The organism is uncultured Planococcus sp. (assembly GCF_947501725.1).
GTDB lineage: Bacteria > Bacillota > Bacilli > Bacillales_A > Planococcaceae > Planococcus > Planococcus donghaensis_C.
Genome location: NZ_CANMXD010000001.1, coordinates 454,831 through 480,494 on the forward strand (window position 1 = coordinate 454,831; position 25,664 = coordinate 480,494).

The 25,664-nt window shown below is 49.4% G+C and carries 15 protein-coding genes; 9 read left to right on the plus strand and 6 right to left on the minus strand.

What is annotated here, in order from left to right; translation table 11 throughout:
* The first annotated feature begins 136 nt into the window (after positions 1-136).
* Positions 137-3,943 carry a S8 family serine peptidase gene (locus tag Q0785_RS02135; RefSeq protein ID WP_298824636.1) on the plus strand — a complete coding sequence of 1,269 codons (3,807 nt, stop codon included), beginning with the start codon at positions 137-139 and terminating at the stop codon, positions 3,941-3,943.
* A 132-nt stretch (positions 3,944-4,075) separates the two neighbouring features.
* Here the strand turns inward: Q0785_RS02135 and Q0785_RS02140 are convergent, their stop codons facing one another.
* Together Q0785_RS02140 and Q0785_RS02145 are read right to left on the minus strand one after the other, a co-directional pair.
* Positions 4,076-5,161 carry an S-layer homology domain-containing protein gene (locus Q0785_RS02140; RefSeq protein ID WP_298824639.1) on the minus strand — a complete coding sequence of 362 codons (1,086 nt, stop codon included), beginning with the start codon at positions 5,159-5,161 and terminating at the stop codon, positions 4,076-4,078.
* A gap of 369 nt (positions 5,162-5,530) precedes the next feature.
* Positions 5,531-6,586 (minus strand): S-layer homology domain-containing protein, encoded by a 1,056-nt coding sequence (locus Q0785_RS02145; protein ID WP_298824642.1) that lies wholly within the window; start codon positions 6,584-6,586, stop codon positions 5,531-5,533.
* Between the two features lie 824 nt (positions 6,587-7,410).
* On the opposite strand from Q0785_RS02145, the gene Q0785_RS02150 reads away from it, so the two are divergent.
* Positions 7,411-9,771, plus strand: a complete 2,361-nt coding sequence (locus Q0785_RS02150; protein ID WP_298824645.1) for a bifunctional 2',3'-cyclic-nucleotide 2'-phosphodiesterase/3'-nucleotidase — start codon at positions 7,411-7,413, stop codon at positions 9,769-9,771.
* 1,458 nt (positions 9,772-11,229) lie between these two features.
* On the opposite strand, the gene Q0785_RS02155 is transcribed toward Q0785_RS02150, so the two are convergent.
* Both Q0785_RS02155 and Q0785_RS02160 read right to left on the minus strand, forming a co-directional pair.
* Positions 11,230-12,291 (minus strand): hypothetical protein, encoded by a 1,062-nt coding sequence (locus tag Q0785_RS02155; protein WP_298824648.1) that lies wholly within the window; start codon positions 12,289-12,291, stop codon positions 11,230-11,232.
* Between the two features lie 11 nt (positions 12,292-12,302).
* Entirely contained in the window at positions 12,303-13,745 is a 1,443-nt protein-coding gene (locus Q0785_RS02160; protein WP_298824651.1) for an MBOAT family O-acyltransferase, read from the minus strand.
* 1,764 nt (positions 13,746-15,509) lie between these two features.
* On the opposite strand from Q0785_RS02160, the gene Q0785_RS02165 reads away from it, so the two are divergent.
* From Q0785_RS02165 to Q0785_RS02195, 7 genes are all read left to right on the plus strand, one after another.
* Positions 15,510-16,451: a glycosyltransferase family 2 protein gene (locus Q0785_RS02165; RefSeq protein WP_298824654.1), complete on the plus strand. Its 942-nt coding sequence runs from the start codon at positions 15,510-15,512 to the stop codon at positions 16,449-16,451.
* Entirely contained in the window at positions 16,448-18,187 is a 1,740-nt protein-coding gene (locus Q0785_RS02170) for a DUF6020 family protein (protein WP_298824660.1), read from the plus strand. The genes Q0785_RS02165 and Q0785_RS02170 overlap by 4 nt, the downstream gene beginning before the upstream one ends.
* Positions 18,180-18,518 carry an EamA/RhaT family transporter gene (locus Q0785_RS02175; RefSeq protein WP_223634683.1) on the plus strand — a complete coding sequence of 113 codons (339 nt, stop codon included), beginning with the start codon at positions 18,180-18,182 and terminating at the stop codon, positions 18,516-18,518. The genes Q0785_RS02170 and Q0785_RS02175 overlap by 8 nt, the downstream gene beginning before the upstream one ends.
* The gene (locus Q0785_RS02180; RefSeq protein ID WP_298824664.1) at positions 18,505-18,849 is read left to right on the plus strand and encodes an EamA family transporter; all 345 of its coding nucleotides are present in this window, start codon (positions 18,505-18,507) and stop codon (positions 18,847-18,849) included. Before Q0785_RS02175 ends, Q0785_RS02180 begins: the two co-directional genes overlap by 14 nt.
* Positions 18,850-20,296: 1,447 nt before the next feature.
* Positions 20,297-21,271 carry a GDP-mannose 4,6-dehydratase gene (locus Q0785_RS02185; protein ID WP_298824667.1) on the plus strand — a complete coding sequence of 325 codons (975 nt, stop codon included), beginning with the start codon at positions 20,297-20,299 and terminating at the stop codon, positions 21,269-21,271.
* Positions 21,272-21,299: 28 nt separating this feature from the next.
* Entirely contained in the window at positions 21,300-22,460 is a 1,161-nt protein-coding gene (locus tag Q0785_RS02190; protein WP_298824670.1) for a glycosyltransferase, read from the plus strand.
* A gap of 200 nt (positions 22,461-22,660) precedes the next feature.
* Positions 22,661-22,900, plus strand: coding sequence for a hypothetical protein (locus Q0785_RS02195; protein ID WP_298824673.1), 240 nt, complete (start codon positions 22,661-22,663; stop codon positions 22,898-22,900).
* Between the two features lie 1,012 nt (positions 22,901-23,912).
* Here Q0785_RS02195 and Q0785_RS02200 read toward each other — a convergent pair.
* Both Q0785_RS02200 and Q0785_RS02205 read right to left on the minus strand, forming a co-directional pair.
* A complete protein-coding gene (locus tag Q0785_RS02200; protein ID WP_298824676.1) occupies positions 23,913-24,836 on the minus strand; it encodes a LytR family transcriptional regulator in 924 nt (307 codons plus the stop codon).
* Between the two features lie 15 nt (positions 24,837-24,851).
* Positions 24,852-25,637 carry an SGNH/GDSL hydrolase family protein gene (locus Q0785_RS02205; RefSeq protein ID WP_298824679.1) on the minus strand — a complete coding sequence of 262 codons (786 nt, stop codon included), beginning with the start codon at positions 25,635-25,637 and terminating at the stop codon, positions 24,852-24,854.
* Positions 25,638-25,664 lie beyond the last annotated feature (27 nt).

Consider the following 25,664-nt stretch of genomic DNA (forward strand, 5'->3'; position numbering starts at 1 on the left):
GTATCATTTTGTAATAAATGTAACATAAATGTAATGTTATTTTGACGAGCGTTTGGTCGCATGACCCGTGAATTATGGTAAATTTAAACTGTCTTTTAGTTTGAAAATTCCATTATTTTGACGAGGGGGAGAAAGATTGGGGAAGATACGTTCAATTTTATTGATGGCATTGGTGTTTCTGGTAGCTTTTGGAACAGTTTCAGCAGGCTTGCCAGGCGTTTCAGCTGCGCCGAATAAAGCAGCTGGGGCTGGCCAGGAGCTGCAGCTGAAAAAGCCGACAGTGAAGATTCCGGAAACGCTTGAAAATCCGAAAGATCCGAACAAACAAGTGCGGATCATCGTGGAACTCGAAAGCGAACCGGCAATCGAAAACGCGACACGCAAAGGCGTGCTCTACAAAAATCTGCCAGCGTCCCAGAAAGAAACCTTGGAAGCGGCAGTCAGTTCTGAACAAAATTCAGTTCAGTCATCCATCTCGAAACTGGCACCCGGCATTACATATCTAGAAAATTTCACGACGGTCTTCAATGGCTTCTCGGCTGAAGTGGAAGCCGGAAAAGTCAAAGACATCGCTTCTCAAAGCGGCGTCAAAGCTGTCTACGAATCAACCGAATACCAACGTCCGGAAATCAAACCGGAAATGAAATACTCCAAAGAACTTGTCCAGGCGCAACAAGTCTGGAACGATTACGACTATAAAGGCGAAGGCATGGTTGTCGGCGTCATCGATACCGGCATCGACCCGAGCCACAAAGACATGGTCTTGAGCGATGACGTTTCAGGTGACATCACCAAAGCCGATGTCGGCGCGCTATTGGGCGATGGCTCAGTGGAAAATGGCCAGTATTTCACGCCTAAAGTGCCGTTCGGCTACAATTACATGGACGGCAACAATGAAATCCTGGACCTCGGACCGGAAGCTTCGATGCACGGCATGCACGTTGCCGGCACAGTGGGAGCCAACGGCAATGAAGAAAACGGCGGCATCAAGGGGGTGGCTCCGGAAGCGCAATTGCTTGCGCTGAAAGTGTTCGGCAATGATCCCTTGTATCCATCGACTTACGGCGATATCTACATTAAAGCCATCGATGATTCCATCAAATTGGGAGCGGATGTCATCAATATGTCATTGGGCTCGGTTTCCGGATTTGTGGATTCCGCGAATCCTGAACAGCAGGCGGTTGAACGCGCGACAAACAGCGGCATCCTGGTATCCATTTCAGCCGGAAACTCGGATATGCTGGGATCGGGTTATTTCTATCCCTATGCTGAAAACCAGGATTACGGCTTGACCGGCTCGCCAAGTGTTTCATTCGACTCGTTTGGTGTAGCATCTTTTGAAAACGACATGATCACGGCGATGAGCTTTGCGTACCTGGCCGACGGGGAAGAAGCCGGACGTGCCATGTACCTATTGGCGAACGACAAAGATCCGCGCGATTTGCCGGAAGCTTCCTATGAAGTGGCGGATGCGGGACTTGGTACGGCCGCTGACTTTGCAGGAAAAGATTTCACCGGTAAATTCGCCTTGATTTCACGCGGCGGCAATCCGTTCGTGGAAAAAGCGGTCAACGCACAAACTGCAGGAGCGGCCGGTGTCATCATCTACAACAATACGTCAGGCACCATCAATATGGCGTCCGATCCATCCATCACGATTCCTTATATGTCAGCCCTCCAGGCGGACGGTGTGGCCATGAAAGCGTTGATCGACGCCGGCCAGAAGGTGACGGTTCTATTTGATGGACAGTACTTGGAAACCCAAAGTCCGACAGCTGGACAGATGAGTGATTTCACTTCATGGGGACCAACGCCGAACCTGGATTTCAAACCTGAAATCACAGCACCGGGCGGCAATATCTTCTCGACATTGAACAACGATGAATACGGCTTGATGAGCGGAACGTCGATGGCAGCACCGCATGTTTCAGGCGGTACGGCTTTGATTTTCCAACGCATTGAGGAATTGGGGCTCGACGGCAAGGAACGTGTTCAATTTGCCAAGAACCTGATGATGAATACAGCGAATCCCGTAGAATTGATCGCCGGGGAATTCGTTTCACCGCGCCGCCAGGGAGCAGGCTTAATGCAATTGCACGATGCCTTGTCGACTGACGTGACGGTGACAGAAAAAGCGACAGGCGAAGGGAAAGTGGCATTAAAAGAAATCAAAGACAATAAATTCACTTTCACGGTGACAGCACAGAACTTCTCGGATGAAGCGGCAAACTATAACGTAGCTGTGAATGTCCAGACGGATAAAGCCTTAACGGCGAGCGGCGTCCAGGTGACGGCACCGAACATCGCAGGATCGAATGTCGTCACGGAACAAGTGGCGATCGATGCTCCGAAAACAGTGACAGTACCGGCTAACGGCAGCCAGGACATTACCGTTGCAGTTGATGTGTCGGCACTGGAAAACGATGTGGCTTATCAGGCATTCACCAATGGCTTTTTCGTAGACGGCTTCCTGACCTTGACGGATACCAACGAAGAAGTGACGGGCAATACGGAATTGGTGGTTCCATACTTCGGCTTTAACGGCGGATGGGATGATGCGAATATCTTCGATTACTTCGCATGGGATCCAGCCACTTATTACGGAATGACATTCCTGGTGGATGAAAAAGGCGAGACCGTCACAGGCGGAACGCATCAGCCGGACTTTGTTCCGGAACGATTCGCGTTTTCCCCGAATGGGGATGGTGTGAAAGACCAGGTGATTCCAGTGTATTCATTGCTGCGGAACGCCAAGGACTTTGAAGTGAACGTGCTGGATGCAGCGGACAAAACCTTGCGGACCATCCGGACAGAAGACGAATTGGTGAAGAACTATTCAGCCGATGAGTCGTATAACTTCAATCCGGCCAATGGCTGGGATGGAAAAGTACTTGAAAAAGCCGTAGCGGACGGCGATTACCAAATTCAATTGCGCGCAGTGATCGATTATGAAAATGCGGAATGGCAGACAATTGAATTCCCGGTGAAAGTCGACACCGTAGCACCCGTTGCAGCAGCAAGCTTCAACGCAGCGGCTAAACTGGTGGAAGTGGCAAGCTTCAACGACAATCCGGAAGGCTCTGGCCCGGATCGCTGGGAAGTCTTCCTGAACGGCAAAGAACTGACTGAAAATGCAGCGACGCCTGCAGACGAGTCATTGGCACCGACAGTCACGAGCTTTGCGGTGACGGAAGAGCTGAAAGCAGGAGACAAACTGACAGCGGTATTCTACGACACGGCCGGCAACAAACAAGTGGTCGACCTATCGACGGCAACACCTGAAACCGTCAAACCGGTCATCTATATCGACAAGCCGGATGTCCTGTCGGTGCATAAAACCAAAGAAGTGGCAGTCGCTGGACGCGTGGAAGAGGATTCGAAAATCGTTTCCCTGACAGTCAACGGCGAGCCCGCAACTGAATTTGACGGCAAGACCTTCAGCCACAAGCTGATAGTGGCGGATGGCTCCCATTACGTCAAAGTCAAAGCCATCGACGAATTCGGCAACGAAATGGAAATTCGCCGCCAAGTGCTGGTCGATACCACTCCAGCGGTCATCACCTTGACAGACGTGCCGAAAACAGTCGGCCTTGACCAGGACGAAGTGGAGATCACTTTCAACGTCAAAGACAATTTCGACGAAATCCGCGCGTATTACTTTGACAGCGAAATTTTCGCACAAGACCTGACAGCCCCTTACCAACTGAAGAATTTTGACCAGGACATCACCACCACCGTGCCGGTACCGGCCGATGGAGCAAATGAAATCAAGCTGAAAGTCATCGATTTGGGTGGCCACGTAACAGAGGCCGTCTTCACCATCACGAAGGCAGCTCCAACCAAGCCAGGAAAACCGGACAAGCCAGGCAAGGGCAAACCCGACAAGCCTGAGAAACCAGGAAAAGGCAAACCCGATAAGCCAGGGAAGCCTGTTAAAAACTGAGTAGGAATGGAGTAAGAGCAGATCAAGAACAGATCAAGAGCGTGAGAATATTTTAATAGAAAAAGCCGGAAGCAGCTGCTTCCGGCTTTTTCTATTGAATTGTGTGGGAATTGTGCGGGTGCCAGGCACCGATTACTGTACTTTTATCAATTCTGACGAAATTTTACCATCGAGGCCGACGGTTTTAACCGCGCCGAACCCTTCGACCATATAATATTTATAGCCCGTATCGTGGTTAACGGAAGAATCATACGGCACTGTAACTTCGACTGCATTGGTAAAGGTTTTATAAGGTGTTTTGACAGTGACGTCGACTCCGGTAATTTTACTTACTGGTGCAAAAGGGTTGTCGATATTAAACACTTTTCCTTTTTTGATCGGATAAACCAATTCGGTTATATATTCAGAGAAAGGGAAGCCGATATTATACATATCGTAGGTTTCGTCTTCCGTATAGAAAATATCTTCTACGTCTTCATTATAGTTTTCCCAAAGGAAGCCGAGTGGTTCGCCATTAAGGTGTGAATCGTCCGTATAACGCGCATTCAGTACTACACCGTCAGCTGAGCGATAGGAATAAACCTTTGTTTTATCACGCAAATAAGAATTTTCCATGTGGGTATCGTTCTTGAATACAGGTTCCAATCCGCGGGCAAGGAATGCCGAGAACTGGCCGCGGGTCACGTTGGTTAACGGACGATAGGTTCTGTCGGGATAACCGGCGGTGATATTGTAGGAAACCAGTTGTTTAATCGGCTCGAACGCTTTCATATTCGCAGAGACATCCTTAAAGTCAGTGGCACCCCAAAGAGGCATCGTGAAAATATTCGACAGCAGGATTGCCATGTCCCCGCGGGTGATGGGTGCATCCGGACGGAAGGTCTTATCGGGATAACCATTCAAATAACCGGCTTCTTGTGCAGCAGCAATATAGCCGCTCGCTTTACTGGATTTACTGACGTCTTTAAAGCCAGTCGCTCTCTGCGTGCCATCCAAATCCTTCAATTGGCCGATCATGATTGCAGCTTCTGCGCGGGTGACGGTTTTGTCAGGACGGAACGTGCCATCCTCATATCCGGTGATGACTTTCTTGTCGACAAGATAATCGATCTCGTCATAGAAACGGTGGTTCTCAGGCAAGTCGGAAGCAGCCAAAGCAGGCGTGCCCATTAAACTGAACGCCAGTACAGCACTACTCAGAATCAATGTCTTTTTCACAGTTATCCATCCTCTCGGGTATCTGAAATTTTCTACATGAACAGTATACCCATAAGAGTTACAAAAATGGAATTATTAAGAAGATTTCTTTTTGAATTGTTCGAGAATTGTGTGGGTGCCTGGCACCCACACAATTCTCACACAATTTAACTCATCAGAGCAAAGGCGCGTGCACCATCGCCGCCGAGCGATTCCAGAACCGCTCACTCACTTCTCATACCACAACTCAGTAGACAGGTCGCGTATCCCACAACATTAAGCTGAGGTGCGCCACCGGAGTGGACGGAGCGATAAGACTGGCAAGCAGAGCGCTGCCCGGCTTATCGCGGGAGTCCACTCCAGAGCACCGAAGCGGCTTATAAAAAATTCTCACTCCATCCCGATCAGTTGATTTACTGTATCCCCTTGAGGATTATCCACACGGATCCGCGCATGCCCTTCCGCGTAATAATGCTTGTAGCCATTGACCGTGACTTCCACAACATCCTCAAATGTTCCGTAATCGGTGGTGACCGTTTGGCCGACAGCTGTGACCGTGAAGACTTGATTGTTTTCATCTGTGAAGGAATCACCCAGCCGCACCGGATACTGAAGATCCAGCACATAAATATCTTGCGGGATGAATTGAAGGCCAAACGTGCGATGCGTTTCAATTTCCCCGTACAAAGCTTCACCTGTGCCGATGTCCGAAACGACAGACCACATGAATCCGTACTCACGGCCGCTCCGGTCAGGCACATAAGCATAGCTGTGGCGTTCGATTCCTTCAGGCGTTTGGTAGATATAGGTTTTTGTCTTGTCTTTCATAAATGAAGCCGGAATCGCTGCTTTATTCTTGAAAGCAGGCTCAAGCCCGCGCCCTAAAAATGCCGCAAACTGTCCGCGCGTCACGGATGCAGACGGACGGTAAGTATTGTCCGGATACCCGATGGTGATGTTGCCGGCCAAAATACGCGAAATGGCTTCATAAGCTCTCATGTTTTGCGACACATCTGTGAAATCCACTTGTGCAGTAAGGCCAAGACTGAAGAGGCGGTCGACGATGATGGCCATATCTCCGCGCGTAATCGCAGCATACGGACGGAAAGTGCCATCCGTAAAGCCGGAAACATAGCCGGCTTCTTCAGCCGAAGCAATATAGCCGCTTGCCCGTTGGTTGGCCGTTACATCCGGAAACTTCGTCTCGCGTTGAGTACCATCCAAATCCTTCAGACGGCCAATCATAATCGCCGCTTCGGCACGGGTGACAACAGCATCCGGCCGGACCGTGCCATCCGGATAGCCGGTGATCACATCACGCTCCATCATATAATTGATCTCTTCATAAAACGTATGCTGCTCAGACAAATCAGGAGCGGCCAAAGCAGAAGGAACAACCAGCAGCAGGACCAAAAAGAACATCGTGACTTTTCCAATTTTCTTCATAGCTCTCATCCTTTCTAAAACTTATTTTCGTATCCTTACCTGCATTTTAACAGGGAAGGAAGCCGATAACCATAAATAATACTGATTATTCTGATTAATTAGAGGCATTTGGATGGGGAATGCTGGGATACTTTACGTCCGAGAAACCTAAAGAAAATTGTGTGCGTGCCAGGCACCCACACAACTCCCACACAATTTAACCGGCTCAAGCGAAGGCGCGTGCACCACCGCTGCCGAGCGATTCCAGAACCACACACTTACTTCCATAGCACCACCCAATAGACAGGTTGCATATCCCACAACATAAAGCTGAGGCGCGTCCCCGGAGTGGGTGGAGCAATAAGACTGGCAGTGTTTAGCTGCCTGGCTTATTGTGGGAACCCACTCCAAAGCGACCGAAGCGACTGATAGAACCCTGCAAAAGCTACCATTGCCCACACAACTCCCAAACAATTTAACCGGCTCAAGCGAAGGCGCGTGCACCACCGCTGCCGAGTGACTACAGAACAGCACACTCACTTCTCGTCCAACCACAAAGTGGATATGTTGAGTAATACCCCACATCCAGCGGCAGGTGCGCCACCGGAGTGGACGGAGCGATAAGACTAGTAGCGTACTTCAGCTACTCGGCTTATCGCGGGAGTCCATTCCAGAGCACCGAAGCGACTGATAGAACCCGGATGAATTGTGTGCGTGCCAGGCACCCAAACAATTCCCACACAATTCCACTCTATTTTCTTTTTGTAAATATCTTTTAATATTTCGGTTGTCGTATATAATTTAGTTGTTAGACTATTTAGTCATAAAGAAGAGGAGATGAAAAGATGGCGATCAGCAGAAAAATTTCCATGATTCTCGCAGCGTTTGTCCTCGTTCTCAGCGGGTTGTTTACAGCCGTTCCAACACAGGCGGCAGCCGACGAAGTGACGAGAGGCGAGTTCATCAAGCATTTGGTGACGTCCCTGAAACTGGATTTAGGGGACGGCTCGACCATCAGCTTCAAGGACGTCGATAAGGAGCTGGCTCCATACGTTGAAGCGGCTTACGACCTGAAGTTGACGAGCGGAAAGTCCAAGACGGTCTTTGCACCGGATGAAAAACTGTCCCGTGAGCAGGCATTCTCAATCGCTTCACGCGCAGTCATGACGGACAAAGTCTATTCGACAGGCTTATTGAGAAATTTTAAAGATAATCGTTACTTAAGCAAAAGCCTGTTGAAGGACCTGGCCAAAGGAGTCGGCATCGGCCTGCTCAAAGGTTATGGTGACGGCACCGTAAAACCATCGAAGCCGGTTTCTCCAGGCGAGATGCGGGCGATTGTCCAGCGCTTGCTGAAAGAATACCAGCCGGTCGGCGGCAAGAATGTCACCTTGCGAATCCTAGGGACCTCCGACCTCCACACCAACTTCGTCAATTACGATTACTACCAGGACAAAGTATCGAACAGCCTGGGCTTGGCGAAAACAGGTGTGCTGATCGAACAGGCGCGCCAAGAAAACAGCAACACGCTCCTATTCGATAACGGCGACTTGATTCAAGGAACGCCATTCGGCGGCTATAAAGCAACCGTTGACCCAATCGAAGAAGGCGAGTTGCATCCGGCCTATGCCGCACTTGATTCGCTTAATTTCGATGCTTCGACTTTAGGCAACCATGAATTCAACTTCGGCTTGGATTATTTGGACGAAGCCTTGGACGATGCACCGTTTCCAGTGCTGAACGCCAATGTCTACGACGCTGAAACGAATGAAAACCGTTACGAACCCTACACGATCATCGACAAGGAAGTGGTCGATGGCAAAGGCAAGAAGCACACGATCCAAGTAGGTGTCATCGGAGTCGTCGCTCCGCACATCATGAAATGGGACCGCGCGCATCTTGAAGGAAAAGTGATTGCAGAAGACGCAGTCGAATCAGTCGAGAAATTTCTTCCGGAAGTGGAAAAAGCGGGAGCAGATGTAGTCGTCGTCCTGTCCCACTCAGGAATGGGTGACGAAACCCATGAAATCGGTGAAGAAGACATCACCTACCAGCTTTCTGAAGTGGAAGGCGTCGACGCCATCATCACCGGCCACAACCACGATGTGTTCCCGGGCTCTTACGGCGACTTGAAAAACGTCGACCAAAAGCAGGGAACCATCAACGGCACACCAGTCGTCATGCCGGGCAACTTCGGCAGCCACTTAGGCATCATTGATTTGCAGTTGTCGCAAAAAGGCAAGGAATGGAACGTCGAATCGGGCAAAGCGCAATTGCGTGAAATCGATGCCGAATCCGACGTCGTCGCACAGCAAGTCATTGACGCTGTCAAAGAAACACACGAAGCGACCATCGAATACGTACGCAGCCCAGTCGGTGAAACCACAGCGCCGATCAACAGCTACTTCTCATTGGTTCAGGACGATCCATCTGTCCAGATCGTCAACAATGCACAAACCTGGTACGTCGAGCAGCAGGTAGCAGGTACAGCCAATGCCGACTTGCCGATCCTATCCGCAGCAGCGCCGTTTAAAGCAGGCGGACGCAATGGCGGCAATTACTACACAGACATCGAAACCGGTGAAATCGCCATCAAAAACGTCGCCGACCTTTACGTCTTCGACAACACGGTATTCGCCTTGAAACTGACAGGCAAAGACGTCAAGGAATGGCTGGAGATGTCAGCAGGTCAATTCCAGCAAATCAATCCGACAGCGACAGGCGAACAGCCATTGATCAACAACGATTTCCGCACCTATAATTTTGATGTGTTGGACGGCGTCACTTACGAAATCGATGTCACCACTCCTCCAAAATACGACGCGGAAGGCGTTTTGATCAATCCAAACTCGAACCGCATCAAAAATCTTTCATACGACGGAGCGCCGGTAACCGATGCCCAGGAATTCCTGGTCGCAACGAATAACTACCGCGCAACCGGCAACTTCCCAGGTGTCACCGATGCCGTAGAAGTCATCGACTATGCCTATGAAAATCGGCAGGTCATCATCGACTACCTGCTGGAAATCGGAACCATCGACCCTTCAGCAGACGCCAACTGGAAATTCGCACCGATTGCGGGCGACCAGAACATCGTCTTTGAAACCTCGGCCAACGCACAAAGCCTGATCCCAGAAGGCAGCGGCATCACTTACGTAGCCCCAGCTGCCAACGATTTCGCCAAGTACCGAATCGTGATCGAATAACACAAAAAGAGCTTTCCGCCCATTGCGGAAAGCTCTTTTTATTAATTGTGTGCGTGCCTGGCACCCACACAATTTGGACAGAATTCTATAATTCGCTTCGGCGCTTAGGAGAGGGTTCCCGCAAGAAGCCAGGCAGCGCTCCGCTTGCCAGTCTTCTTGCTCCACCCCCTCCATTGACGCGCTTCAGCTTAGAGTGTTGCTGGAATACGCAACAAATTTCTTTTGTGAGAGGGAGAAGTAGGCGTGGAGTGAATTGTGTGAGAGTTGTGCGGGTGCCTGGCACCCACACAATTTGGACAGAATTCTATAAGTCGCTTCAGCGCTTAGGAGAGGGTTCCCGCAAGAAGCCGGGCAGCGCTCCGCTTGCCAGTCTTCTTGTTCCACCCCCTCCATTGACGCGCTTCAGCTTAGAGTGTTGCGGGAATACGCAACAAACTACTTTTGTGAGAGGGAGATAGTGGGCATGGAGTTCTAGAATTGCTCGGCAGCGGTAATGCACGCGCCTTCGCTTAGTTGTTTAGGGCGCGACGGGTTCTATAGGTGGTTTTAATCTTTCTAGATGAAGAGGTGACGTTTCTATCTCACCTTTTGTTGTCTTTACCTGAACCGTTCTCCTTCTTACATGAATTTCATGAAAAAAATCATATTTTCTATGTGGGCAAAGCCTGGCAACAGAGCAACATTCCCTATTCCCGGCTGTTCGCCACGCGAACAGCTTCCATTCAGGGGCCTGAACTCCTTAGAACCAGTGAGATCCATGTAGAAATGGAGTAAGTTCAGGTAGAGAGTGAAATGCTTCAGGTAGCCGCTCTAAAGATTGAGATAGGAACCCCGAAGATGAAGGTACAGCCGCACAACGTTCATGTAAAGTTTTCAATACGTCACTACATCGATCCAGTTCACTTTCCATGATGCCGGCTTTTCGTAAACGAAAAGCAAAAGTACAGGAAACCACTCTCAAACAATTCCCTCCACCCAAGCGAAGGCGCGTGCACCACCGCTGCCGAGCGATTCCAAAACCCCACGTTCACTTCCCACACACCACCGAGTAGATAGACTAAGTATCCCCACACCACCCAGGTGAGGCGCGTCCACGGGCTGGGCGGAGCTATGAGACGAGTGTTCTTCTCGGCTCATGGTGTGAGCCATGCCCTAAGCGACCGAAGCGGCTTATAGAACCCGGATGAATTGTGTGCGTGCCAGGCACCCACACAATTCCCAAACAATTCAACTCATCCAAGCGAAGGCGCGTGCACCACCGCTGCCGAGCGATTCCAGAACTCCTCACTCACTGATCACACACCACACCCAGTAGACAGGTTGCGTATTTCACTACACCAAGCTGAGGCGCGTCAATGGAGTGGGTGGAGCAAGAAGACTGGCAAGCGGAGCGCTGCCCGGCTTATTGTGGGAACCCACTCCTAAGCGACCGAGGCGACTTATAGAATTACCCGAAACCTACTCAAACTCCGCAGCCAAACCTCTGACCATCTCCAGATGCGCTTCGATATTCTCTTCCGTCACCAACACACCAAAATCCTCCGGCACATCCGCATCCGCATCCGCATCCACATCCACACCTTGCTCCATACGCTTGGAAATCAATGCGCCGATCTCCGGATAGAAATGGTGGCCATCATAATAATTCGTAATTTCGTTCGTCACGCTATTCGGGTACATGAAGTTCCACACACTGCCGTTGACCTCCACCAAATCGCGGAGCCACGTTTCGTATTCATCCAACAGGCCGGTCCCGACCAGCGATTTGAACAACTCCGTAGAAATCGGAGTCGTGTAGATGATCTTTTCCGCTTCCGGATGGCTGTCACGAACCTTCTGCATGATTTCCTTATACTTGGAATAATAAACATAATTGTCGCCGTAGAAAGTGTTTTCAAAACGCGTAATCTTAGCGGCAGTATCTTCTTTGATTTCCTCTTCCGACAGCCTCTTCGCAAACGCATCACCGTTGCGGTTGTACAACCGGTCCGCATTGACCTCGTCCGTTGCGGACAACTCCAGGTTATCGGCGGCATAGCCCAGTACATCAAAAGATAATAAGTTCTTAGCGCGGTAGAACGGCTGCTGGACTTTCGTTTCATAGCCAGTGATGGCGCGGGCATTTTTTGCCTGCTCCTCACTGGATTTGAAGAAATCAACGCCGATCAACACCCGTTCGTAATCGGGATTCTGGTCAAACGCATACAGCAGCATCGTGTAATATTCACGCATCGATAAATTGGCCACTGCGTAATTATAGACATCCCATTCCGCGAATCCCGCCGGCTGCACATAGGTGCTGCGGCTGCTGCCGAGAAGGAGGGTATCCGCATGGGTCGGGTGGTAAAGCTGCTGTGCCGTCTTTTGTTCGCGCTCATCGGCGACAATCTGCACATCGTTGAGTCCGTGGGCGTGGCTGTAATGCCACAACGGATCCATCCAAAAATTAAAAGCGGCAACAGTTAAAGTCAATACAGCGAAAATCGCCATAACGGTAATGCTGAATTTTTTATCGTTCATGGGATCATCTCCTAGAAATTAAAGTACAGGAATTCACTGACTTGCTGCAGTTGCATGACGCTATAGAAAAGCAGAACTGAAATAAAAATCGCCGTGCGTGTATTGTTCTGTTTCTGCTCCATGATTTCAATGGAATTCTTCGCAAAGAACACCAGTGCCAAACCGACCGCCATCGTCAAAGCGATTTCCCAGGACGACGCAGTGAACGGCAAGGCTCTCAGCCACTCTTCGCCGAGAGAAGGGAACAGGGAAACAAACCCGCTTGGCAAGTAGAATCCGTTGAATCCGAACATCGCTTTCAGGACAATCACCGCATCCGACAGCGTCAACGCACGGAAGAACACCCATGATAGGTGGACGAATAAAAACGTCAGCATCCAAGCCGAGACTTTATTCATACTGTAGCCGGCACGTTTCCACCAGCGGCAGATGACACTGGCGAAGCCGTGCATCGCGCCCCAGATCAGGAACGTCCACCCCGCACCGTGCCAAACACCGCTGATGAAGAAGATGATCAGGATATGGATATAGGTGCGGACGGCGCCTTTCCGGTTGCCGCCGAGCGGAATGTAGATATAATTCGTCAGGAAATGGGACAACGTAATATGCCAGCGTCTCCAGAAATCCTGGATATCGAGTGCCTTATAAGGTGAATTGAAATTGAGCGGCAGGCGGATATTGAACAGCAGGGCCAGTCCAATCGCCATGTCCGAATAGCCGCTGAAATCGAAATACAATTGCAGCGTATAGGCCATCGTCGTAAACCAGCTGTCGACGAAAGTCAGCGACTCGACATTGCCATAGCCTTGATTGGCCCATTCTGCAAACGTATCCGCAATCGCCACTTTCTTGAACAGGCCGACCGCAAAAATCAGCAGCCCTTTGGAAATGTTCTCATAGACGATGCGGTATGATTCCTTCGCCGAAAACTGCGACATCACTTGGCGGTGATGGACAATCGGCCCCGCGATCAATTGCGGGAAAAACGATACGAACAAACCGTAATTCAGGAAATTGTATTCCTTCGTCTCCAATCGGTAAGAATCCACCAAATACGCAATTTGCTGGAACGTGTAGAAACTGATCGCGAGTGGCAATAAAATATTCTTCAGGACCAGATCTTCACCGAAAACCACATTGATGTTTTCAACAAAAAAGTCATAATACTTATAATAGCCGAGCAGCAGCACATTAAAGAGAATGCCGACAGTCAAAATGCCTTTCCGGAAAGCTCCTCCGCGGTTACGCCCAAGAAAAACCCCGATGGCATAATTGAGCAGCATCGAAATCAAAATCAGCGGCAGATAGGCAGGGTTCCAATAGCCATAAAAAAACAAGGAAGCCACCAGCAACCAAGTTTTCGCAAACGGAATATGGATGCGCCCAAGAACGTAATAGAGAACCCAAACAATCGGCAGGAATAAAAAGATAAATTCAAAAGAATTGAAAATCATGTTCGGACACCTTCACTATACTAGTATTAATCGCTTGAAAAATCAGTTGCTTACAAAATCTCACCAAAAACATCCAACCAAATCAACAGGAAAGCGATCATCATTCCATATCAACCAAGTAAAGTTTCATAACCCATTTATTATAACTTGCCCCCCATAAGTTGTCATGAAAATTTTAGTGGTCTATAAGACTCAAAAAGCATTAATTTCTAAAGGGGGATGTGAAGAGTTTCTTCTATAATAGCGAATTGTGTGAGAGTTGTGCGGGTGCCTGGCACCCACACAATTTGGACAGAATTCTATAAGTCGCTTCGGCGCTTAGGAGAGGGTTCCCACAAGAAGCCGGGCAGCGCTCCGCTTGCCAGTCTTCTTGCTCCACCCCCTCCATTGACGCGCCTCAGCTCAGAGTGTTGCTGGAATAAGCGACAAATTTCTTTTGTGTGGGAGGGAGAAGTAGGCGTGGAGTGAATTGTGTGAGAGTTGTGCGGGTGCCTGGCACCCACACAATTTGGAAAGAATTCTACAAGTCGCTTCAGCGCTTAGGAGAGGGTTCCCACAAGAAGCCGGGCAGCGCTCCGCTTGCCAGTCTTCTTGCTCCACCCACTCCATTGACGCGCCTCAGCTTAGCGTGTTGCGGGAATATGCAACAAACTATATTTGTGAGAGGAGGTAGTGGGCATGAGGTTCAAGAAACGCTCGGCAGCGGTAATGCACGCGCCTTCGCTGGGCTTGGACAAGGCGTGATGGGTTCTAAAGGTGTTTTTTCTCTCTCTAGATGAAGAGGCGACGTTTCTATCTCACCTTTTGATGTCTTTACCTGAACCGTTCTCCTTCTTACATGAATTTCATGAAAAAATCATATTTTCTATGTGGGCAAAGCCTGGCAACAGAGCAACATTCCCTATTCCCGGCTGTTCGCCACGCGAACAGCTTCCATTCAGGAGCTTGAACTCCGTAAAACCAGTGAGATCCATGTAGAAATGGAGTATGTTCAGGTAGGAAGTGGGATGCTTCAGGTAGCCGCTCTAAAGATTGAGATAGGAACCCCAAAGATGAAGGTACAGCCGCATAACATTCATGTAAAGTTTTCAATACGTCACTACATCGATCCAGTTCACTTTCCATGATGCCGGCTTTTCGTAAACGAAAAGCAAAAGTACAGGAAGCATCCCTCACTACCACTCTCATGGGTACAACAGGGGAATTGTGTGGGTGCCAGGCACCCACACAATTCCCGAACAATTCACTCCACCCAAGCGAAGGCGCGTGTACCATCGCTGCCGAGCGACTCCAGAACCGCTCACTATCTTCCGCCCACAAAAAGAAGTTCGCTAAGTATCCCCACAACACCCAGCTGAGGCGCGTCCACGGGCTAGGCGGAGCTATGAGACGAGTGTTCTTCTCGGCTCATGGCGTGAGCCATGCCCTAAGCGACCGAAGCGCCTTATAAGAAAACTACTCAAAAAAACCACACAATCTCCCTCCACCCAAGCGAAGGCGCGTGCACCACCGCTGCCGAGCGATTCCAGAACCGCTCGCTATCTTCCACCCACACAAAAGAAGTTCGCTGCGAGTTCCCACTACTACCCCCAGCGGCAGGTGCGTCCAGGAGTCCATTCCAGAGCACCAGAGCGACCTCCAGAACCCAACTCAAATTGTACGTATGCCAAACACACACCCCCAACCCAAAACCAATTTCACTAAATCCTGTAATCATGATATGATAGTTTAGTTAATGCTTAAGAATAAAAGGAGAACATGTCTATGAAAATTGCGGTATTATTGCCTTGCTACAACGAAGAAATGACGATCGGCAAAGTGATCGACGACTTTAAACGAGAACTTCCAGAATCGACAATATACGTCTACGACAACAACTCGAAAGACAAAACCACCGAAGTGGCTTTGGCCCACGGTGCAGTCGTGCGCCAGGAACCGCGCCAAGGAAAAGGGAACGTCGTGCGTTCGATGTTCCGTGAAATCGATGCGGACGTCTACGTCATGGCCGACGGCGACGATACATACCCGGCGGAATTCGTCCATAACATCATCAAGCCCGTGATCGATGGGGAAGCCAATCTGGTCATCGGTGACCGCCTGTCCAACGGCACGTATTTCAATGAAAACAAACGGAAATTCCACGGGTTCGGCAACACCCTTGTCAAAAACCTGATCAACCGTCTGTACAAGAGCAACATCAACGACATCATGACCGGCTATCGCGCGTTTGACCGCTTGTTCGTCAAATCGCTTCCGGTCACAAGCCCGGGCTTCGAAATCGAAACCGAGATGAGCATCCATGCGCTGGACAATAAATTCCTCATCAAGGAAGTCGCCATCGATTACCGCGACCGTCCGGAAGGCAGCGAATCAAAACTAAACACCATCCAAGACGGCATCAAAGTGCTGCGCATGATCTTCACGCTTTTCAAAGACTACAAGCCTTTATTGTTCTTCTCATGCTGGGCAGTCCTGTTCTTTATCCTGGGCCTCGCTGCAGGAGTTCCTGTCATCGTTGAATACATTCAAATCGACTTTGTAACGCGTATCCCATCTGCAATCCTGGCAGTCGGTTTAATGATGCTGGCCACACTGGCATTTGCCTGCGGACTCATCCTCGATACAGTCGCCGGCACGCACCGGAAACAATTCGAACTTGAATTGATCCGCATCAGTGACCGGATAAAAGGTGATAAAACTCTATGAAAAAAACGTACCTACTGGGTGCTGCATATTTTGTTGCAGCACTTTTCCTTGCATTTACAGCCATTTTTTATTTCCAACCAATCCGAAACGCGCATCCGGTACTGATCGGTGCCGTGACGCTCGTGCTGTTCGGACTGCTTTTTTACAGCCGTTCGTTCGTCCAAACCGTCAAAAGCTGGCCGCGCGGCAAGAAAATCAGCCTGGCTATTTTCATGCCGTTGTTCACTGTTCTCGCAGGGCTCAGTCTGCTCGGCAACCAGGAATACCTGGCTGATAACCATTGGCTGGTCAAAACAGCCGTCTACATCGGCTTGTTCCTGACGATCGCAGTTATCGTCATTTCCATCATCAAGCTGCTGCTCAGCATCCGGATGCCAGAAGGCGAACAGAAAGTGTCGCCGCTCTATGTGCTGCTTTACATGCTGCCGATGCTCGGCGCTTCGCTTGTGATGTTCATCGCTTTCTATCCGGCCGCGATGACACCGGATTCCCTGTCGCAATGGGAACAATCCGAAACCCGTGAGTTCACCAACTGGCATCCCGTGATGTTCACGTGGCTCATCATGTTCCTGAGACAAATCTGGGACAGCCCGGGCATCATCGCTTTATTCCAGATCTTCGCCTTGGCGTTGACGATGGGGTATATGGGCTACCTGATGAAACGCTTCAAGGTCAATCCGTGGATCATTTGGGCCGTGCTCATCGTAGCCGCCATCGTTCCGGTCAATTCGATCATGTCGATCATCATCTGGAAAGACGTTCTCTACAGCGTTTCTTTATTATTTTTCTCATTATTGATCTTACTGCTCGTCAAAACGAAAGGACTGGAGACCAAGAAAGTTTCCTTCGTTCTTTTATTCCTTTTAGGGTCGTTCATGCTGGTATTCTTCCGGCACAACGGTTTCCCGGTATTCGTCATCACCATGATTGCGGCGCTCATCATGTACCGCCGCATGTGGAAGCAGCTGCTTCCGATGACGCTCGGCATCATCATCCTCCACCAGGTCATCACTGGCCCGGTGTATACAGCGCTCGACGTCGTGCCATCCGATCCGCAGGAAGCACTCAGCATTCCGACCCAGCAGATCGCCAACATCGTCACCAAAGACGGCGACATGACCGAGGAGCAGCGGGAATACATCAATCGCCTGATGCCGCTCGAGCTGTGGCCGGAGAAATACAATCCGTCCAGCGTCGATCCGATCAAATTCTCATGGGGCGAATATGATCGCTTTGTAATCTACGACGATCCAAAGCTTTACGCCAAGCATTGGTCGCAGCTGGTCATGCAAAATCCCGGCCTTGCCATCGAAGCCTTTCTTGATGAAACGTCCTTGGTCTGGCAGATGCGCCTGGAAGAAGACGGCCACATGAACCGTTTCGTCACCAATATCTACCATGGCAATGAATTCAAGCTGCTCAATACCGTCATTTATCCAAAAGTCACGTACGGCGCCCAGCTTTATTTGAAAGTGGACACGGAAGCCGAAGAGTTCCTGTGGCGTCCGGCTGTTTACCTGTTCCTGATCACGCTGTTCATCTATGTCGCTTATCTGCGCAACAACTGGCGCATCTGGCTGATCCTGTTGCCGATCGCCTTGAACACGGCAGCGGTCATGGCAACGATGCCGGCCCAGGATTTCCGCTACTTGTTCAACACATCGCTGTTCATGTATGCGGCTTTCCTGATCAGCCTCATCAATTTCGGTCCCAAAGGTGGACATCTTCGTGAATAAGCCAGAAAAAACGGCACCCATCGGCATCCTGCTGATGATCCTTGCCGCCGTTTCGACGGCGACCGGCCAATTGCTGTGGAAAATGTCAGACGCCATCCTGGATTTGCACATGCTCGGCGGCTTCATGCTGTACGGCATGGGTGCAGTCCTGATGACCGCGGCTTTCCGTTTCGGCAAACTGTCCGTGCTGCATCCATTGCTCAGCCTGGGCTACGTCATCGCCATCTTTTACGGAGCTTTGTTTCTGAATGAAGCCATCACGTTCAATATTTCGATCGGCACCTTGCTGATTTTGATCGGCGTCATCGTCATAGGGGGTGACAGCGATTAACATTCTCTTGATTTTATTGCTGGTCATCATGACCTGGGTAGGCGCATTCGGCGGCTACTTCCTGAAAAAAGCATCATCCTTCAATATCAACATGGAACGCAAAGCCTTCATGCTGCGTCTGCTGTTCGGGGTGTTCCTCTATGGCGTCAGCGCCATCCTGAACATTGTCGCGCTGAAGTTCCTGCCCTATACGGTCGTCTTCCCATTGACGGCGATCACGTATATTTGGACCATGCTCATATCGTATTTCCTATTAAAAGAAAGCATCGGCACCCGCAAAGTCGTGGGCGTCCTGCTGATCGTCACCGGCGCTTTTGTGCTGGTGGGCTAATAGACAAAAGCTGCAGAAAGACTCGGATTGCCGAGCTTTCTGCAGCTTTTTTTGAATTGTGCGGGTGCCTGGAATTGTTTGAGAATTGTGTGGGTGCCTGGCACCCGCACAATTCTCAAACAATTCATCAGGGTTCTATAGGTCGCGTTGGTGCTCTGGAATGGACTCCCACGATAAGCCGAGCAGCTGAAGTGCGCTACTCGTCTTATCGCTCCGTCCACTCCTGGATGCACCTGCCGCTCGGTAGCGGGGATTAGGCGGCAAATCTACTTTGGTTAGGGGAGGGGGAGTAGGTGTGTAGTTCTGGAACCGCTCGGCAGCGGTGGTGCACGCGCCTTCGCTTGGACAATGACAGTTTTAGGTGGGTTCTAGAAGTCGCGTTGGTGCTCTGGAATGGACTCCCGCGATAAGCCGAGTAGCTGAAGTACACTACTAGTCTTATCGCTCCGTCCACTCCTGGACGCTCCTGCCGCTGGGTGTCTGGGATTACGCAGCAAATCTACTTTGTTGGGGGGATGGGAGGTAGGTGTGTGGTTCTGGAATCGCTCGGCAGCGATGGTGCACGCGCCTTCGCTTGGACAATGACAGTTTTAGGTGGGTTCTAGAAGCCGCGTTGGTGCTCTGGAATGGACTTCCACGATAAGCCAAGTAGCTGAAGTGCGCTACTCGTCTTATCGCTCCGTCCACTCCTGGACGCACCTGCCGCTGGGTGGCGGGGATTAGGCGGCAGATCTAACTTTGTTGTGGGGAGGGGAGTAGGTGTGTGGTTCTGGAAACACTCGGCAGCGGTGGTGCACGCGCCTTCGATTAGCGAAAAAAATGAACCGGGTTCTCTAAGCGGAACACGTTGAATTGAGATAAGGATGGAGATTGTTTATATAAAGGAGCAAAAGATTCAGCTATACGTATGAAGAGTTCATGTAGCCGCTCTAAGAGTTCAGGTAGAAGCTTCAAAAGTTCTAGTAAAAGCCTCAAATATTCAGTTAGAACTCCCGAAAACACAGCTGTTTTGCGGAGTAGCAGCTAATATAAAACACTTCATCAACTTCATGCATACATAATTTATTTCCACTATCCTCCATCTTACCCCCAGAAGAAGCACATGCCCAACGAACCACTCCTCGGTACCTAAAGTATTATACACAATTTCGTAAATAAACTCTCAAGGACAAAAAAATATAAAATATTTTCCATTTAACTATATACTCACTACCATTTAGGAAAAAATTATATCTAAAGACTGGTAAATATTACGATTTATGATGCAAATTAGCCAATAACGTTGTATACTAATTAAATATTTAGAAAATAACGTCTTTTAACCTACATTTAACTTTAAGATTTTATTATATAAGCAATAACTGGTACAAAAGACGTGTCGAGTAGGGATATACAACCACTCAGCTCGTCCCGAAATCACCTAATCGAGCAAGGGAGGCGGACAGCTATGAGCGCCAAAACTATATTGATCACCGGTGGCCACGGATTTATCGGTTCCAACATGATCCACTACTACTTAAATAAATACCCGGATTATCAAATCGTCAACATCGACTATAACACCGAAGCCGCTAATCCGGGAAACATACATTGTCCGGATCAGAAAAACCGCTATGCCTTTCGCCGAGTCGACATCCGGAATGTCTATGCCATCAATCATTTGTTCGAGCAGTATGACATCACCGATATCCTCCATTTCGCAGCGGAAACGCGCAGCAGGGAAAGTGTCGGGGAAATTCGCCTCTACGAGCAGACCAATGTGCTTGGCACGATGAACCTGTTGTATGCCGCGCAAAGTGCATGGATGGATGATGCCCATCAGCCGAAGCCAGCCTATAAAACAGCGCGTTTCCATCACATTTCCTTGATGGACTCGGGACATAACACGCTGTATACCCTGAGTAAAGCCAACGCCGATGAAATGATCCAAAGCTTCCATAAAAAATATGGGTTGAACATCGTCACCACCGCAAGTCCCGAAATCTTCGGGCCGATGCAGCAGGATGACGCACTTGTTCCTCTTTCAATCCAGCAAGCGCTGGACGGCAAGCTGGAAATCCCGGGAACAGATGGGAAAGAGCGGGACTGGCTGTTTGTCAGCGATTTATGCGAGGCGATCGACACCGTCTTCCATTTAGGCGACGCGGGGAAACGATACGAAACAGGCTCCATTGCACGGTTATCGGACAAGGCGATTGTCCAGCAGATCCATGCCTTATCGAATGGAGATTTCCCGGGAAATAATCTGGATACATCACATGTCGGACAAACGGATGTACCAATCGAGCCTGCAACCGCTTCCATCAATCAAAGCGAGATCCCAGGATTTGAACCTTCGATTCCGTTTCGAACCGGGTTGTCGATTACGCGTGACTGGTACACCGAAAAATACAAATATGCAGACTTGGCCAAAAAACAATAGCAGACATTTCATCAGATGAGGTGATTTCATGATTACATTCAACAGCGACAATATCTTCAATATAGAAAGACGGACACAGCCCATAAAATCGATTGCGCTCATCCACAAAAACATGAAAATAGGCGGGGTGGAAATGCTGGTGGTCCGTATGGTCAAATGGCTCAGTGCCCGCGGTTACCATGTGACGCTTTTCCTGTTCAGCAGCGGGGGGCCTTTGTTGCGTGAGCTCGAGTCGGTCAAAGGCGTGACCATCGTCGTTGATGAAGATCCGAAAGATCCTTCAGTCAATCTATGGCTTCTCACCAAAATGCTGAGTATGCGCCTCGACAAACAATTCGACCTGGTTTATTCGTTCGGGCCGATGTCGTTCCTATTGTCTTATCTATTGCCTGCGACAAAGCGGATGTCCGGCGTCTACCATCCGGAAAGCTACAAGCAGGAGCGCATGGGCGGAATCGTCAAAACCTTGAAGTTGATCGATCCGAAATTCTACAAAAAACTACTATTTATGAATCCTTCCATAAAAAAAATGACAGAAGAAGCCATCGGTGCGCCATTGGACAATGCAATCTTCCCGATGCCGCTCGATTTTTGCGGCCCAACGAAAAGCTTATGCAACTTCAACTCGCGGCGCATCGTCTCTATTGGTCAGCTGGCGCATTTCCGCACTTATAATTACTATATGGTCGATATCATGGAAAAGCTCATCAAAATCGATCCGGAATTTACTTATCACATTTACGGAACAGGGCAAGGCGAAGACGACCTGCGCAATAAAATCGCCGAATCTCCTGCGCGCGACCATATTTTCATGCATGGGGCATTCACCTATGCAGACAAAAAACGTGCCTTGCAGGATACGTTTTGTTTTATCGGCATGGGGGTTCCGTTGATTGAAGCATCTGGCTGCGGCATTCCGGGAATTACAGCCAAGATCAACGATTGGGACGGAGTAACAGAAGGTTTTCTTCATCAATTGCCGCCATACGAAAGCGGCGATTCGTTCTCGAAAAACAGCGAACTGTTCAGTGTCCAGGCACAAATCGAGAAATTGCTGTCGAGTGAAAAAGAGTACCAGAAAATCTCCAAATGGGACCGCATCAAAGCGCGTGAATTTGAAAGCGATCACGTGATGGAGAACTTCATCAAAGAAGCGGAAACCAAGCGGTATACGTTCCGGTTGCATTAAAAAAGCCACCGCAACCTTGAAGTCCGAGTTGACTGAAAGTTTAAACGATAAAAGTAAATAGTTCAAATATCAAGAATTTACAAACGAAAACATGACATATAGACTAGTAATGAAGAACTGGAAGCCTTATAATGTAAATATAAGAAGAGAAAAGATGCGCAAGACCTATATAAACCAGTGGGAAGTGAGGTGAAGGGCTTATGACGAAGTATGACTCTTATAGAGAAAAAGTAGAGCAGCGGCATAACAAAGCCTTGGTGGAAGTCATGAAGGACCTCTATATCAAGGACAATGTGGGCCCCTCTGTTGGTGCCAAACAGCTTGGCATGCCGAGACAGGCCTTTGTGTATTTTGTTCGTGAATACGATTTAAAGACACTCAAGTTCGGCGATCCTAAAAAAAAAATGATGATTTTGCCGATGCGCCAGATGATCCGGTAAACTGAATCATTCACCTGAGCCCGCTCCTGACCACAGGAGCGGGCTTTTGTGTGGGGAAAAAAGGGGCAGGGGTGAAGAAATCGTTCCAGGCCGTGTACTTTCGCAGAAACGTTTGTTTCTGCATCATTTTGTGTGTTGAACTGGAGAAGAGGGCGATGCTCTTTATTGGTAGCTGCTTGTAGAATCGCAGCCTGGGAACACATCCCTGTGTCGGCCGCAAATTGAGGAGCATTTGAGTCCGGCACAGGGACGAAAACGGATGAGCCACAAATTAAAGAACATTGGTGGCTCATCCCAGTACCCCGCATCATTTTCTTCACACAAAGCGAAGGCGTGTGCACCATCACGCCGAGCGATTTGAGAACCACATGCTAACTTTCCACCCCCAAAAACACACAAGTTTGCTGCGAGTTTCCACAACCCCCAGCGGCAGGTGCGTCCAGGAGTGGACGAAGCGATAAGACTGGCGAGCGAAGCGCTGCCCGGCTTATCGCGGGAGTCCATTCCAGAGCACCGGAGCGACTTCTAGAATTCATCAAAACCTACTCCGTTAATCTCTCTTTATTCATAACTCCTTGAAGAATCTTAGCTTGGGAGCACATCCCTGTGTCGGCCACAAATTGAGGAGCATTTGAGTCCGACACAGGGATGAAAACGGGTGAGCCACAAATAAAAAACATTTGTGTCTCACCCAGCAATCGACAAACCCAAACCATTTCTTCTCTTCAAGCGAAGGCGTGTGCACCATCACGCCGAACGATTCCCCAGAACCACGCGCTAACTTTCTACCCCAAAAAACACACAAGTTTGCTGCGAGTCCCAAATCATCCAGCGGCAGGTGCGTCCAGGAGTGGACGGAGCGATAAGACTAGTAGCGCACTTCAGCTACTTGGCTTAGCGCGGGAGTCCATTCCAGAGCACCAACGCGACTTATAGAAAATCTAAAAAAATCCTCTACCAAAAGAAAAAGAGCGCCACCCCGGGACGGGGTTGCACTCCTCACTCAACACTTTTACATATTCAAATGCTCTTTCAACGTCGACTGGATCTCCGCCAACTCGGCATCATCCATTATATAATACCAGATGCCATTGATCGTCTCTCCATACCCATCCTCCACCATCAGCTGCTCAACCGTACCGATCGCGTCGCGGTAGTTCGACTGCACATCCATCATCTCGTCGAACGTCATATTCGTGCGGACGTTATCACCAAGGGCAGTAAAGATATCTTTGTAGTTCAGCAAGCTATTCACAGACGCACCTTTTTTCATGATGCCCTGGATCACTTGCTTCTGGCGATTCTGTCGGCCAAAGTCGCCTTCCGGATCCTGTTTGCGCATTCTTACATAATCCAATGCTTCTTCGCCGTTCAACTCCAGCGTGCCTTCAGCAAACCCGTCAAATGCTAATGTATTATTGACTTCAACACCATCAACCGCATCAACAATGTCCTTAAAACCTTCCATATTCACCTGCATCACATAATCAATCGGAATATCCAACAGATTTTCTACAGTCGCCATCGACATTTCGATGCCGCCGAATGCATACGCGTGGTTGATCTTATCCATCGTGCCGCGTCCAACAATCTCCGTGTACGTGTCACGCGGAATCGACACCATCTTCGTCGATTGTTCCGCTGGATTAACCGTCATCACAACCACTGTATCCGAACGGCCGCGGTCATCTTCGCGTTCATCGACACCCAGCAGCAAGACCGAAAACGGATCTTCCTGACTCAGGTCAACAGCCTGGTCCGTCGTGCGCTTCTCAGAGGCTTCGCGTTCAATCGGCTCGTGGATTTCTTCGAGCGTGTTCGTGAACGTGCTATATACCGTAAACAGGTAAATCCCGAGGCCTATAACGATCAGTCCAAGAATCCCTACGATCCACGGCCATTTTTTCTTCTTATTCTTTTTGTCTCTTCTGCTCATCAAGCTTTGCCCCTTTTAGTTGGCGATGAAATACGCCTGTAATTCTTCTGCCCATACCTGAGCGCCTTTGGTGTTCGGTAATCCGTCTTCCGCCAAATATTCCTTCAGCAACTCATCATCTGTATCTGGCCAAGCGGACCAGTGATTAATATAAGCATAACCGTTTGTCGACGCAAATTCATTCAATGCAGTCACTTGCGACAAATAATAGCCAGCGCCATAAATCGGCTGCGGGGGATGGAGGACTACAAACGCGTCTTCCTTCTCAGCAGTCAGTGCAGCGTCAAACTCTTCGATATGCTCACGTTCTTGTTCGATGGCGATACGGTCGTTGTTCATCAACGTCATCGGCTCAAGCAACACCACATCATAGCCTGCCGACAGATCGACATTCGCCAGGGACTCAGACGTTCCTTCTATAGAAACGATATCCGCCTCGATAAAGTTGCCATACGCTTCCGCTAAAGAAGCTTCCAATTGCTCCGCGTAGCCGGGTTCACCCGATTCCAAAGCGGCAGAACCCGCAATCAGCAGCTTCACGCTTTCGCCTTCGCTATTTCGTGTTTCAAAAATCGCCTGAACCTGTGAGTCCATATTAGCGATCAATCCTTCGATGTTCACAGAATTGTCATTTGTTTCGGTTTCCGGTTCTTCGTCTGCTTTATCGGAGGACTGGGCACGCGCTTCCTCCGGTTTATCCAATACATTCTCAAGTTTATCCTGCCAGGTCAAATAGCTGAATACTAATGCAATCACACACACAAGTACAGCCAAAACGGCTCCAATTTTATACAATTTCATCGAATACTCCTTTCAAAAAACATCCAT